Raw genomic sequence first — 12,635 nt, forward strand, 5'->3', positions numbered from 1 at the left:
GTGAAGGTCCCCCGGGGCGCCGTGTTCACCCGCTGCGATGATGGAGGGTTCTCCCTGGGAGCTTGCGGGTGGCTGGGGGAGAATGGGGCGCATGAGCACCCCGAATCGCGTCCCGTCCCAGTTGTCCATCGCACCAGAGATGCCACGCGGCGAAGTGGTCGGCCGCTACCGAACCTACGCCGAGGCCCAGAAGGCCGTGGACTACATGTCCGACGAGCACTTCCCCGTGGCCATGGTCTCGATCATCGGCAGCGACCTGAAGTCCGTGGAGCAGGTGACCGGGCGGCTGTCCTACCCCCGGGTGGCCCTGCAGGGTGCGCTCAACGGCATCTTCTTCGGCGCGTTCCTCGGGCTGATCCTCACCATGTTCGGCGGCCCGCAGATGGCCGCGTCCATCGTGCCCACCATGCTGCTGGGCGGTGCGTTCTTCATGCTGATGGCCACCATCACGTACGCGATGTCCCGCGGCAAGCGGGACTTCACGTCCACCAGCCGGATCGTGGCGGGCAGCTACGAGGTGCTCGCGGCACCGGAGGTGGCCGGACAGGCGCGCCAGGTGCTCAGCGGCATGCCCGGTGAACCGGGTGCCGGGGTACGCGCCCAGGGCCACGCCCCGTTCGGCGGTCGCGGTCCGGGTGGTGCCCGTCAGGACGGGTGGAACGGCGGGCACTGGGGCCACGGCGGCCCGGGCCACGGCGGAACCCAGCAGGGTGCGCCCCAGAACGGCGCACCCCAGAACGGCCCGTACACCGGTGGCCCCACTGGGCAGCCGGGTGTGCCGGGCCAGGGCGCGCCCGCCGGCGCCGCCCACGGCAGCAGCCCCGCGGCGTCGGGCCCCGGCGTTCACGAGGGCACGCAGCCGGGCCCGGAGGCACAGCAGGACCCCCACCGCTCCGCGAAGTTCCCGGACCTCCCGGACGGACGCCCCCAGTACGGCATCCGCGTGGAGCCCGAGGCAGCGCCCGAGGCAACTCCGGAGGTGGACCGTTCCGCGCCGTGGACCCGCACCGGTGGCCCCGCAGCCGCGGACGACGCCCGGGACACCCAGCAGGGCGGCGGCATCGAGAACCGCACCCCGGAGGACCGCCGCTGAGGTCCCGGTGACCGGTGCCAGGCCCGCGGGCTGCGCCCGGTGGAGACGCAGAACGCCCCGCACTGCAGTGCGGGGCGTTCTCACGTCAGGACGCGGCTCAGGCGGCCGGACCCTCCGTGGGTCCCACGTTCTCGTCCCGGTTCCAGATGCCCTGGATCCAGGCCTCGACGTCCTCCGGGCGCCGGGGCAGGGCCGCGGAGAGGTTCTCGTTGCCCTGCTCGGTGACGAGCACGTCGTCCTCGATGCGCACGCCGATCCCGCGGTACTGCTCCGGGATCGCGAGGTCCTCCTCCTTGAAGTACAGCCCGGGCTCGATGGTGAACACCATGCCCGGCTCGATCACGGCGTCCAGGTACAGCTCGCGCTTGGCCTGCGCGCAGTCGTGGACGTCCAGGCCCAGGTGGTGGCTCGTGCCGTGCGGCATCCAGCGGCGGTGGTGCTGACCGGACTCGGAGAGGGAGACCTCCGCGGAGACCGGCAGCAGGCCCCACTGCTCGAGGCGGTGGGCCAGGACCTCCATGGCCGCGGCGTGCACGTCCCGGAAGCGGTTGCCCGGCACGGCCACCTCGAAGGCGGCCTCCGAGGCGTCCAGGACCGCCTGGTAGATGGTGCGCTGGATCTCCGTGTAGGTCCCGTCCACCGGCAGGGTGCGGGTGAGGTCCGCGGTGTAGAGGGAGTCCGCCTCCACGCCCGCGTCCACGAGGATCAGCTCGCCCGGCTTCACCGAGCCGTTGTTGCGGATCCAGTGCAGCACGGTGGCGTTGTTGCCGGACGCCGCAATGGTGTCGTAGCCGAGGTCGTTGCCCTCCAGACGGGCCCGTGAGAAGAACGCCCCCTCGACCACGCGCTCGCCGCGCTCGCCGCCGATCGCCCGCGGCAGCACCGAGACGATGTCCTCGAAGCCGCGGATGGTGGCGTCCACGGCCACGCGCAGCTGGCCGATCTCGTACTCGTCCTTGACCAGGCGCAGCTCGCTCAGCGCCTCGGTGAGCGTGGCGTCCTTGCTGTCCGACTGCTCCAGGTCCACGCCCGTGTTGATGCGGGAGGTGTCCACGAGGGCGTCCATGTTCAGGTCCACGTCCCGCACCAGGCGGATGCTCAGCCCGCCCAGGGCGGCGTTGCCGGCGTCCTTGGTCACGGCGGTCTCCAGCGCGGAGAGGTCCTGCGTGGGCAGTCCGAACTCGTCCTGCAGCTGCTGCAGGGTGGGGCGGGAGCCCACCCAGAACTCGCCGTTCTTGGCGTCGGCGTAGAACTCGTCGGAGTCCCGCCCGGCCATGGGGTGGAAGTAGAGCGTGGCCACGTGGTCGCTGCCGTCGTCGCCGTGGCCCGGCTCGGTGGGCTCCATCACCAGCACGGCCTCGGGCTCGTGGTCCACACCCATGCCGGTCACGTGGGCGAACGCGGAGTGCGGGCGGAAGCGGTAGTCGGTGTCGTTCGAGCGCACCTTGGGTGCACCAGCCGGGATCACCAGGCGCTCACCCGGGAACAGGCGCGAGAGCCGGGCACGGCGGGCGGCAGCGAACTCCGCGACCTCGGCGCGCGTCGTCGTCGTCGTCTCGGGCTGGGCCCAGCTCGAGGCCATGAACGCGCGGAACTGGTCGCTGTCCGGGCGCTGAGAGCGGTTGTCCACCCGCTCGTCCATGGGCTGCGCGGCGTCCTCGCTCGCGTGGTGGGAAACGGCGGTGTGTTCTGAGCCCTGGCTCATGGGCGCTGTCATCTCCTTCGCGGCGCGATCGCTCGCGCCCGGTGGGGTCGGGATCTGTCCTGCCCATGGTGTCACGCCGGTCAACCGTGCGGATGCGCGCGGGTATCGTGGGGGCGGTGAGAATCGACCTGCACACCCACTCGATCGCCTCGGACGGCACGGAGACCCCCGCCGACGTCGCCCGCTCGGCCCACGCGGCCGGGCTCAGTGTCTTCGCGCTCACCGACCACGACACGACCGCGGGCTGGCAGGAGGCCGGGGACACCGCCGTGTCCCTGGGAGTGGCGTTCGTCCCGGGCATGGAGATCACGTGCACCACCGCGGACGGCATCTCCGTGCACATGCTCAGCTACCTGCACGACCCCGCGTACCAGCCGCTCGTGGAGCGGATCGAGGAGTGCCGCCGCAACCGGCTCACCCGGGCGCGGCGCATGGTCGAGCTGCTGGGGGAGGACTACGACATCGGCTGGGAGGACGTCACCGCACAGGTGGGGCCGGGCGCCACGGTGGGCCGCCCGCACATCGCGGACGCGCTCGTGGCCCTGGGCGTGGTGCCCACGCGCTCGGACGCGTTCTCAAACCTGCTCTCCGGGCGCTCCAAGTACTACGTGCGCCACGACGCCCTGGATCCCGTGGAGGCCATCAAGCTGGTGCGCGCGGCCGGCGGCGTGCCGGTGTGCGCGCACCCCATGGCACCGCTGCGGGGCCGGGTGGCCAGCGCGGTGGACTTCGGGGCCATGATCGACGCCGGCCTGGCCGGTCTGGAGGTCGCCCACCGGGACAACCCGGACGAGTCCCGCGCGGTGCTCATGACCATGGCCGCCGAGCACGACCTGCTGGTCACGGGCTCCAGCGACTATCACGGGGACGGCAAGCCCAACCGGCTGGGGGAGAACTCCACGTCCGTGCGCTCGCTCACGAGGATCTGCGAGCAGGCGACCTCCGGCGTGGAGGTCCGCTGGCCCTGAGCCGAGCGCTCAGGCGGTGCGCACGGGCACGTCCGGCAGGCGCAACCGCATGACCTCCACGGCCTCGGGGTTGCTGTCCACGCACACGAACCGGCGCCCCAGCTCGGCGCTGACCGCGCCCGTGGTGCCCGAGCCCGCGAAGAAGTCCAGCACCCAGTCCCCGGGCCGCGAGGACGCCGTGACGATCCGCCGCAGCACACCCGCGGGCTTCTGGGTGGGATAGCCGGTCTTCTCCCGCCCGGTGGGGGAGACGATCGTGTGCCACCACACGTCTGTGGGCAGCTTGCCGCGCGCGGCCTTCTCCGGTCCCACGAGACCCGGGGCCATGTAGGGCTCGCGGTCCACGTCCTGCGAGTTGAAGTGGTACGCCGCAGGATCCTTCACGTACACCAGGATGGTGTCGTGCTTGGCGGGCCAGCGCCGGGTGGTGCGCCCGCCGAAGTCGTAGGCCCACACGATCTCGTTGAGGAAGCACTCCCGGCCGAACATCGCGTCCAGCAGCACCTTGACGTAGTGCACCTCGCGGTAGTCCAGGTGCACGTACAGGGTGCCGTGGCGGGCCAGCACCCGCCGGGCGTGCGCCAGCCGGGGTTCCAGGAACCCCAGGTAGTCCGCGAACGAGTCCTCGTAGCGGCGCAGCGAGCCCATGATCGTCTCGTAGGAGCGCCCGGCGAACCCCACCCGGTCCCCCTCGCCGTGGGCCACGGGCACCGAGCGGGTGGTGCGGCGCACCTGGTCCCTGCCCGTGTTGAACGGGGGGTCCAGGTACACCAGGGAGAAGGACTCGTCCGGCAGGGACTCCAGCACGGTGAGGTTCTCACCGTGCACGATGGCGCTGGTGCCCTCCGGGTCGAACGTGAAGGGCTCCGGCGCGCTCACCGCCCCTACTCTCCGGCGGCGGGGGACTGCTGGGCACCCTGCCCGTTGCCGCCCCGGTTCTGCCCCGAGGGACGACGACGCCGACGACGCCGCTTGGCGCCGCCCTCACCCGAGGTCTCCACGGACTTCTCGCGCGGGGCGTGCGCGGTCTTCTCGCGGCCGTTCTCCCGGCTCTCGGAGGACTGCCCCGAGCGCTCGCGGGAGCCGGAACCACCGGAACGGCGGCCGTCGGAGCCCGAGGCCCCCGAGCGGCGTCGTCCGCCGGAGCCGTTGCGGGGCCCGCCGGAGGAGCGCTTGTCGTCGCGGCGCGGACGCGCGTCCCCGAGGTCCTCCATCTCCTCGGCGTCCAGGCCCTCCAGCGTGCGCTGGGACTTCGGCAGCTTGCCCTTGGCGGTGCGCGGGATGTTGAGGTCCGAGTACAGGTGCTCGGAGGAGGAGTAGGTCTCCACGGGCTCGGGGATGCCGAGCTCCAGGGCCTTGTCGATCAGCCGCCAGCGCGGGACGTCGTCCCAGTCCACGAACGTGATGGCGGTGCCCTTGTTGCCCGCGCGGCCGGTGCGCCCGGTGCGGTGCAGGTAGGTCTTCTCGTCCTCGGGGCACTGGAAGTTGATCACGTGGGTGACGTCCTCCACGTCGATGCCGCGGGCCGCGACGTCCGTGGCCACGAGCACGTCCACCTTCGAGTTGCGGAACGCGCGCAGCGCCTGCTCACGCGCGCCCTGGCCGAGGTCGCCGTGCAGGGGAGCGGCCGCGAAACCGCGGTGGATCAGCTCGTCCGCGAGCTTGGCGGCGGCGCGCTTGGTGCGCGTGAAGATGATGCTGCGCCCGCGGCCCTCGGCCTGCAGGATGCGCGCCACGACCTCGTCCTTGTCGAGGTGGTGGGCGCGGTAGATGACCTGGCGGATGTCCTTCTTGGTGGTGCCCTCGTCCGGGGCCGCCGCGCGGATGTGCATGGGCCGGGTCATGTAGCGCCGGGCCATCGCGACCACGGGGCCGGGCATGGTGGCCGAGAACAGCATGGTCTGGCGCACGGCCGGGACCGTGGCGAGCAGCTTCTCCACGTCCGGCAGGAAGCCCAGGTCCAGCATCTCGTCCGCCTCGTCCAGCACGACCATGCGCACGTGGCTCAGGTCCAGGAAGTGCTGGCGGTTGAGGTCGATCAGGCGCCCGGGGGTGCCCACCACCACCTCCACGCCCTTCTCGAGCTCGGCGATCTGGGACTCGTAGGGCCGGCCGCCGTAGATGGTGGCCACGCGCGCGTTGCGGGTCTTCGCCGCGATCGAGAGGTCGCTGCCCACCTGCACCGCGAGCTCGCGCGTGGGGACCACGATCAGTGCCTGCGGTGCGCCGGGCTTCGCGAGCTGCTCCCAGCCGGCGTCGTCACGGCCCACCGCGCGCTGCAGCGCGGGGATGCCGAAGCCCAGGGTCTTGCCGGTGCCGGTCTTGGCCTGGCCGATGATGTCCTGGCCGGAGAGCGCGATGGGCAGCGTCATGGCCTGGATGGGGAACGGGGAGGTGATGCCGTGGGCCGCGAGCGCGTCCACGATGTCCTGGCGGACCCCGAAGTCCGCGAACGAGGACTCTTCCACGGGTTCGGTGGCCTCGACGGCCTGCGCGCCGGACTCGTCGAGCTCCGGGGCGTCCTGCTCGGGTGTTGCGGTGATGTCGATCAAAACTGTCCTTCACGGGATGGGCGCGGGGCACCGTCACCGGGAACCCGCCGGGACCGCCCTGAGCGGGCGGGCACGGCGCGGGCCGGGGGCCACCGCGCGGGTGTGAGGAAGCCGATCGTGGAACGTACCCTGCCCGGGCGCTCATCGGACGGTGCGTGACCGTCCGGGCGCGGTGCCGGAGCGGGTGAGGAGTGAACGTGACGGTGTCCTGGGACGACCGGTCATCCTGCTGGAACGTCCCCAGTGTACCCGCAAACGCGCCGACGCCCCCGGGCGGTGATCCCGGGGGCGTCGGACGGTGGCGGCGGAGTGCGCCGCTCACCCGAGGGGCAGCGGCGTGAAGCCCACCTTGCGCTTGGTCTCCTGGCCGGTCTCCACGTAGCCGATGCTCGCGGCGGGCACCACGGTGGTGGTCCCCTTGGAGTCCTGCAGCACCAGGGGGGTGCCAGCGTTCAGGGCCTCGGTGACCTTGGCCTGGACCTCGTCCGCCGTGATCTCGCTGTTGACCACGAGCTCGCGGGCCACGTTCTGAATCCCGATCTTGATTTCCATGGGTGCCTCCTGCGGGGTGTCCGGTCCGCGGTGCCCACGGGCCGGACGCTGTCCGGTGGACCGCACCCGCCGCGGGTGCGCGCCGCGGGTCAGTCCTGGTCGTCGCCGCCCAGTCTAGGAGCCGCCTCCGCGTGCTCATCGTTGAGGGACTTGATTCCGCCCCAGGCTAAACGGAAGAGCCGGTCCTGGACCTCCTCGCGCGAGCCCGTCTCCGGGTGGCGGGTCCAGTACACCGCGGAGGTCTGCACCAGGTGCACGAGACCCCGGGACAGCAGCATGGCCTGGGCGGGAGGGGCGCCGGTGCGCGGGCCCAGCAGCGCGGCCACCGCGTGGGCGACCTCCTGGTAGAACTCGTCCAGCTGGGCCGCGACCTCGGGGAAGGACATGAGGTCCGCGTTGAAGATCAGGCGGTACGCCTGCGGGCGGGAGTGGACGAAGTCGAAGTGCGTGTCGATCACGTTGCGAACCTGGGAGCGGTTGGAGTCCGCGGAGGCCAGCGAGTGCTCCAGTCGCTGGGAGAGGTCCGTGAGCGTGTACTCCACCAGGGCGAGGAACAGCTCCCGCTTGCCGGGAAAGTGCTGGTAGAGCACGGGCTTGGACACCCCGGCCGCCGCGGCGATCTCGTCCATGGACGTGGCGTGGTAGCCGCCGTCCGAGAACACCCGCAGGGCGGTGTTCAGCAACTGCTCGCGGCGCTGGTCCCGGCTCATCCGGCGCGCCCTGGGAGCGGGAGGTGCCGGGGCGGCGTCGTCGGCGGCAGGGTTCATGGGATCCTCCTGAGCGGGCGGGCGGGGCGTCATCAGCCCACCGCGCGGGGTCGCGGGGTGTCCGAGGGGTCCTGCCGGGTGGAGGGGGCGGTCTCCTCCGGGACGTCCGGCACGGCGACCTCCAACCCGTACAGCGCCTCGAGCCCGGTGATGTACTCGTCCGCCCGGCCCTCCGCCGCGAGCTGGCGCGCACGCACGGTGGGGGTGTGCAGCAGGGAGCGGACCATCCGGCGCATGGCCATCTCGATCTGCTCCTCCGCCCCGGTGCAGCCGTGGTGGGTGCGCACCTTGTCGAGCTCGGCGTCGAGCACCGCCATGGTGTGCTTGCGCAGCGCGACGATGGCCTGGTCCATGCTGCGCGCCGTGCGGGCGTTCTCGAAGTCGCGGGCCGCGCGCTCCACGATCTCCCGGGCGGCGGCCACCGACTCGCGGGTCTCCTCGGGTGCGGCCACGCGCACGGACTCCAGGGTAATCAGCTCCACGTTGGGCAGGTCCGCGACGGCGGGGTCGAAGTCCCGGGCGAGGGCGAGGTCCACCACGGTGCGGGGCCCGGCCGGGAAGCGGGAGGCCGGCATGGGCGCGGAGCCGCCGGAGCAGCCGATGATCACGTCCGCGCGGCGCAGTGCCCCCGGCAGGGACTCGTCCGTGACGGGGGAGCCGCCGCGCTGGTCCGTGAACTGCTGGGCGCGCCCAGAGCCGGAGTAGACCTCGATGTCCGCACACCCGCGGTCCCGCAGGGCGGCCATGGTGGCACCCGCGTACGCGCCGGTGCCGAACACGAGGGCGTGGCGCTCGGGCCAGTCCCCGGAGGTGATGTCGTCGGCGAGGTCCAGGGCCACCGAGACGATCGAGCGTCCGCGCTCGCCGAGCCCGGTGCTCGCACCCACCTCGCGGGCCGTGCGCGCGGCGGCCTCGAACAGCTGCACGAGGTGCGGGGAGGCGGTGCCGGACTGCTGGGCGCCGGCCAGCGCCCGGCGCACCTGCCCGGTGATCTCGCGCTCCCCCACCACGGCCGACTCCAGCCCGGAGACAACGGTGAACAGGTGGCGGGGGACCTCGGGCCCCTCGTAGGCGTCCATGGTCTCGAGGACGAAGCGCTCGTCGAGCCCCGCGCGCCGGGCGATCCGCTCGGCCAGCTGCTGCTGGGCGCCGGGGACGTCCACGGAGGCGTGCTCGGGCAGCTCGCCGTAGAGCTCGAGGCGGTTGCACGTGGACAGGGTGATGGCTCCGGCGAGCGCACCGCGGGACACGGCGTCCTCGGCCACACCGAGGGCCCCGGTGCTCAAGCGTGCGACGGTGTTGAGGTCAACGGTGCGGTGCGAAGCGACAAGACAGAAAAGAACCACAATCCCGCCATCCTAGACGAAGTCGTTCTGGTCCGCTCAGCATAGCCACCCGCCCCGACCTCCCGGGGCGGGGTCCCGGACACTCCGTCGCCAAACGCGTCGGGGTCCTTTGGCACAATGGGGGCATCATGGCATCCCAGAACGAGCGCAGCGACGAGACCGCCCGACCCAGCTCTCCCGGGAGCGCTCCCGGAACGGGGTCACGCCCCGCCGGGACCCCCTCGGGCGCGGATGCCGCACATCCCGGCACCACGGCCCCTGATGCGGCCGCGGCGTGGGAGCGGCGGATCGCCGCGCTGCCGGAGAACCACCCCCTGCGGGCCGGTGGCACCTCGCAGTCCCCCCTGATCCGCACGCTGCGCGGCCTGCCCGCCGCGCACCGCCCCGTGTGGTTCATGCGCCAGGCCGGACGCTCCCTGCCCGAGTACCGCGCCGCGCGCGAGGGCACGGGCATGCTGGAGGCCTGCCTGACCCCGGCGCTCGCCGCGGAGATCACCCTGCAGCCGGTGCGCCGCCACGGCGTGGACGCGGCCATCTTCTTCTCCGACATCGTGGTGCCCATGAAGCTCGCGGGCGTGGGCGTGGACATCGTGGCCGGGCGCGGGCCCGTCCTCGAGCACCCCGTGCGCACCGCCGCGGACGTCGCCGCGCTGCCCGAGCTGCCGGACTCCGCACTGGACCCCGTCCGGGAGGCCGTGGCGCGCACCGTGGCCGAGCTCGGCGAGACCCCGCTCATCGGCTTCGCGGGGGCACCGTTCACGATCGCCGCGTACGCCGTGGAGGGCGGGCCCTCCCGCGACCACCTGCGGCCACGCACGATGATGCACGCGGACCCCGCGGCCTGGGACGCCCTCGCGCAGTGGGCCGCACGCACCTCCGGCGCCTTCCTGCGGGCGCAGGTCGAGGCGGGGGCCTCGGCCGTGCAGCTGTTCGACTCCTGGGCGGGCTCACTCTCGCTCGGGGACTACGAGGCGCACGTGCAGCGCCACTCCGCGCAGGCGCTCGGTGCCGTGGCGGACCTCGGGGTGCCCCGCATCCACTTCGGCACGGGCACCGGGGAGCTGCTCGTGGCCATGCGCGAGGCCGGCGCGGACGCCGTGGGCGTGGACTACCGGATCCCGCTGGACGAGGCCTCCCGGAGGCTGGGCGGGCGTACCGTGGTGCAGGGCAACATCGACCCCGCCCTGCTCCCGGCCCCCCGCGAGGTGCTGCACGAGCACGTCCGGGACGTCCTGCGGCGCGGCTCCGCGGCCCCCGGCCACGTGGTCAACCTCGGCCACGGGGTGCCCCCGGACACGGACCCCCGCGTCCTGAGCGAACTGGTGACCTTCATCCACAAGGAGACTCGGTGACAACTTCCTCCGGCGATCCGCGGCGGCCCTCCGCCCGCCGCCCCCGCACCGCGCTGGTGGTCGGCGGCGGCGTGGCCGGTCTCACGGCCGCGCGGGACCTCGCCTCCGCCGGTCTGCGGGTCACGCTCGTGGAGGCCTCGGACCACTTCGGCGGTGCCGTGGGCGCCCACGAGGTCGCGGGCCTGGTGCTGGACTCGGGGGCGGAGTCCTTCGCCACGCGCTCCACCGCCGTGCCCGAGCTGATGGCGGAGCTGGGGCTCTCCGGGCGCATGGTCACACCGCACCCCGCGGGCTCCTGGATCTTCCTCCCGGAGGGTGCCGTTCCCGCGCCGCGCTCGGGCGTGCTCGGCATCCCCGCGGATCCCACGGCACCCGAGCTGCGCGTCCCGCTGGGGCGCACCGGGGTCTCCCGGGCCCGTCTGGACCGCGCCCTGCCGGGGCGCGTGGGCGCGGGGGAGCGCACCGTGGGCGGCCTGGTGCGCGCCCGCATGGGCCAGCGCGTGGTGGACCGTCTCGTGGCCCCCTTCGTCTCCGGGGTCTACTCCACCCACCCCGACCAGCTCGACGTCGACGCCGTGGCGCCCGGTCTGCGCGCTCGCATGCGGGAGCTCGGCAGCCTCGGCGCGGCCGCCGGCGCCCTGCGGGAGGCCAGCCCGGCCGGTGCCAACGTGGCCGGGATCGACGGCGGCATGAACCTGCTCAGCGAGCGGCTCGTGCGCGACGCCGAACGGCTGGGGGTCAAGCTCGTCACCCGCTACGACGTGATCGCCCTGGACCGAGATCCGCGCCGCCCGGGGTGGATGGTGATCCAGCGGCAGCCGACCAACGGGGACAAGACCGCGGTGGCGCGCGGCGAGCTGCTCGTGATGGCCGCAGACGGGCCCACGTCCGTGCGCCTGATGGGTTCGCACATGACCGACGCCCAGAACTACACGCCGCGCTCCGGGCCGCGCATCGCGCTCGCCACACTAGTGCTGGACTGCCCGGCGCTCGACGACGCCCCGCGCGGCACGGGGGTGCTCGTGAGCGACGACGTCCGTGACGTCCGCGCCAAGGCCCTGACCCACTCGAGCGCCAAGTGGGACTGGGTGGCCCGCGAGGCCGGGGAGCACCGCCACGTGGTGCGGCTGTCCTACGGGCGGATGACGCCCAAGGGCGCGGGGCCCTCGCCCGAGGTGACCCTGGAGGACCGGCACCTGATCTCCCTCGCCCTCGGGGACGCGAGCGCCCTGCTGGGCGTGCCCATCGCCCCGGAGCAGCTCGTGGGCGCGGACGTGGTCCGCTGGCACGCGGCGCTGCCCCGCACCGACGCCGGGCACACGGCGCGGGTCACGGGGTTCCGCCGGGCTCTCACGGAGATCCCGGACGCTGTGGCCGTGGGGGCGTGGCTCTCCGGCACCGGCCTCGCGGCGGTGGTCACGGACACCCGGCAGCAGGTCAGGTCCCTGCTCGCGCGCCACGGCTACGACGTGACGGGCACCTGAGCCGCGCGATCGGCACCCGGTGCCGCGGCGGCGTCGCCGTGACCGGGCCCCGACCACGGACGGCGAACGAGAAGAGAACACGGTGAAAGGACGACGACGATGAGTGAGCACGAGAACGGCACCGCGCAGGACGCCGCGCACGAGGGCGGCGACACGCTCTACTGGGCGGCCTACACGGTGCTGGAGCGCACGGGGCAGCGACCGCGGGACGCCGGTTCGACGGAGAACCGGGCCGCCTTCGACGCCCTGGTGGCCGAGCTGGCGCAGCGGGACGTGACCGTGCGCGGGATGTACGACGTCTCCGGGATGCGCGAGGGCGCGGACTTCATGCTGTGGCTCACCGGCAAGGAGCCCGACGCGCTGCAGGCCGCGATCCGCGAGCTGCGCCGACAGCCCCTGCTGGCCGGCACCCGGCAGTCCTGGAACGCCATGGGCGTGCACCGGGAGGCGGAGTTCACGTCCAACCACTCGCCCGCGTTCGCGCGCGGTGCCGAGGCCCAGAAGTGGGTGTGCGTCTACCCGTTCGTGCGCTCCTACGAGTGGTACTACATGAACCCGCAGCGCCGCGGGGAGATGCTCAAGAACCACGGCATGAAGGCCCGCGAGTACCCGCAGGTGCTCGCCAACACGATCGCGTGCTTCGGGCTCAACGACTTCGAGTGGCTGCTGGCCCTGGAGGCCCCCGAGCTCGTGGACCTGGTGGACATCATGCGCCACTTCCGCAACACCGAGGCCCGTCTGCACGTGCGCGAGGAGACCCCGTTCTACACGGGCCGCCGGATCACCACCGAGGAGATCGCCGAGGTGCTCGACTGA

11 protein-coding genes are annotated in these 12,635 nt (G+C 73.1%); 5 read left to right on the plus strand and 6 right to left on the minus strand.

Annotated features, from left to right (window positions below; all coding sequences use genetic code 11):
* Positions 1–91: 91 nt before the first annotated feature.
* Complete coding sequence (locus KRH_RS11735; RefSeq protein WP_012397909.1) at positions 92–1,093, plus strand: general stress protein; 1,002 nt, start codon at positions 92–94, stop codon at positions 1,091–1,093.
* A gap of 97 nt (positions 1,094–1,190) precedes the next feature.
* Here the strand turns inward: KRH_RS11735 and KRH_RS04065 are convergent, their stop codons facing one another.
* Entirely contained in the window at positions 1,191–2,798 is a 1,608-nt protein-coding gene (locus KRH_RS04065; RefSeq protein ID WP_012397910.1) for an aminopeptidase P family protein, read from the minus strand.
* A gap of 116 nt (positions 2,799–2,914) precedes the next feature.
* Between KRH_RS04065 and KRH_RS04070 the strand changes: the two genes are divergently transcribed.
* Positions 2,915–3,766: a PHP domain-containing protein gene (locus tag KRH_RS04070; protein ID WP_012397911.1), complete on the plus strand. Its 852-nt coding sequence runs from the start codon at positions 2,915–2,917 to the stop codon at positions 3,764–3,766.
* A 9-nt stretch (positions 3,767–3,775) separates the two neighbouring features.
* On the opposite strand, the gene KRH_RS04075 is transcribed toward KRH_RS04070, so the two are convergent.
* From KRH_RS04075 to KRH_RS04095, 5 genes are all read right to left on the minus strand, one after another.
* Positions 3,776–4,645 carry a DNA-methyltransferase gene (locus KRH_RS04075; protein WP_012397912.1) on the minus strand — a complete coding sequence of 290 codons (870 nt, stop codon included), beginning with the start codon at positions 4,643–4,645 and terminating at the stop codon, positions 3,776–3,778.
* Positions 4,646–4,650: 5 nt separating this feature from the next.
* The gene (locus KRH_RS04080; protein WP_012397913.1) at positions 4,651–6,318 is read right to left on the minus strand and encodes a DEAD/DEAH box helicase; all 1,668 of its coding nucleotides are present in this window, start codon (positions 6,316–6,318) and stop codon (positions 4,651–4,653) included.
* A 318-nt stretch (positions 6,319–6,636) separates the two neighbouring features.
* Positions 6,637–6,870 carry a DUF3107 domain-containing protein gene (locus tag KRH_RS04085; RefSeq protein ID WP_041297317.1) on the minus strand — a complete coding sequence of 78 codons (234 nt, stop codon included), beginning with the start codon at positions 6,868–6,870 and terminating at the stop codon, positions 6,637–6,639.
* 89 nt (positions 6,871–6,959) lie between these two features.
* Positions 6,960–7,637 carry a TetR/AcrR family transcriptional regulator gene (locus KRH_RS04090; protein ID WP_012397915.1) on the minus strand — a complete coding sequence of 226 codons (678 nt, stop codon included), beginning with the start codon at positions 7,635–7,637 and terminating at the stop codon, positions 6,960–6,962.
* A gap of 32 nt (positions 7,638–7,669) precedes the next feature.
* Positions 7,670–8,983, minus strand: coding sequence for a glutamyl-tRNA reductase (locus KRH_RS04095; protein ID WP_012397916.1), 1,314 nt, complete (start codon positions 8,981–8,983; stop codon positions 7,670–7,672).
* Between the two features lie 128 nt (positions 8,984–9,111).
* On the opposite strand from KRH_RS04095, the gene hemE reads away from it, so the two are divergent.
* The 3 genes from hemE to hemQ all read left to right on the plus strand — a co-directional run bounded on the left by hemE (position 9,112) and on the right by hemQ (position 12,635).
* A complete protein-coding gene (gene hemE, locus KRH_RS04100) occupies positions 9,112–10,335 on the plus strand; it encodes a uroporphyrinogen decarboxylase (protein ID WP_012397917.1) in 1,224 nt (407 codons plus the stop codon).
* The gene (gene hemG / locus KRH_RS04105) at positions 10,332–11,819 is read left to right on the plus strand and encodes a protoporphyrinogen oxidase (protein ID WP_012397918.1); all 1,488 of its coding nucleotides are present in this window, start codon (positions 10,332–10,334) and stop codon (positions 11,817–11,819) included. Before hemE ends, hemG begins: the two co-directional genes overlap by 4 nt.
* Positions 11,820–11,918: 99 nt before the next feature.
* Positions 11,919–12,635, plus strand: coding sequence for a hydrogen peroxide-dependent heme synthase (gene hemQ / locus KRH_RS04110; RefSeq protein WP_012397919.1), 717 nt, complete (start codon positions 11,919–11,921; stop codon positions 12,633–12,635).

The sequence above is a fragment of the Kocuria rhizophila DC2201 genome (assembly GCF_000010285.1).
Taxonomy (GTDB): Bacteria; Actinomycetota; Actinomycetes; order Actinomycetales; family Micrococcaceae; genus Kocuria; species Kocuria rhizophila_A.

Excerpts from the sequence above, each read along its gene's own strand:
- KRH_RS11735 (WP_012397909.1), top strand. The coding sequence starts at position 92 with ATGAGCACCCCGAATCGCGTCCCGTCCCAGTTGTCCATCGCACCAGAG.
- hemE (WP_012397917.1), top strand. The coding sequence starts at position 9,112 with ATGGCATCCCAGAACGAGCGCAGCGACGAGACCGCCCGACCCAGCTCT.
- KRH_RS04090 (WP_012397915.1), bottom strand. The coding sequence starts at position 7,637 with ATGAACCCTGCCGCCGACGACGCCGCCCCGGCACCTCCCGCTCCCAGG.
- KRH_RS04065 (WP_012397910.1), bottom strand. The coding sequence starts at position 2,798 with ATGAGCCAGGGCTCAGAACACACCGCCGTTTCCCACCACGCGAGCGAG.
- KRH_RS04085 (WP_041297317.1), bottom strand. The coding sequence starts at position 6,870 with ATGGAAATCAAGATCGGGATTCAGAACGTGGCCCGCGAGCTCGTGGTC.
- hemQ (WP_012397919.1), top strand. The coding sequence starts at position 11,919 with ATGAGTGAGCACGAGAACGGCACCGCGCAGGACGCCGCGCACGAGGGC.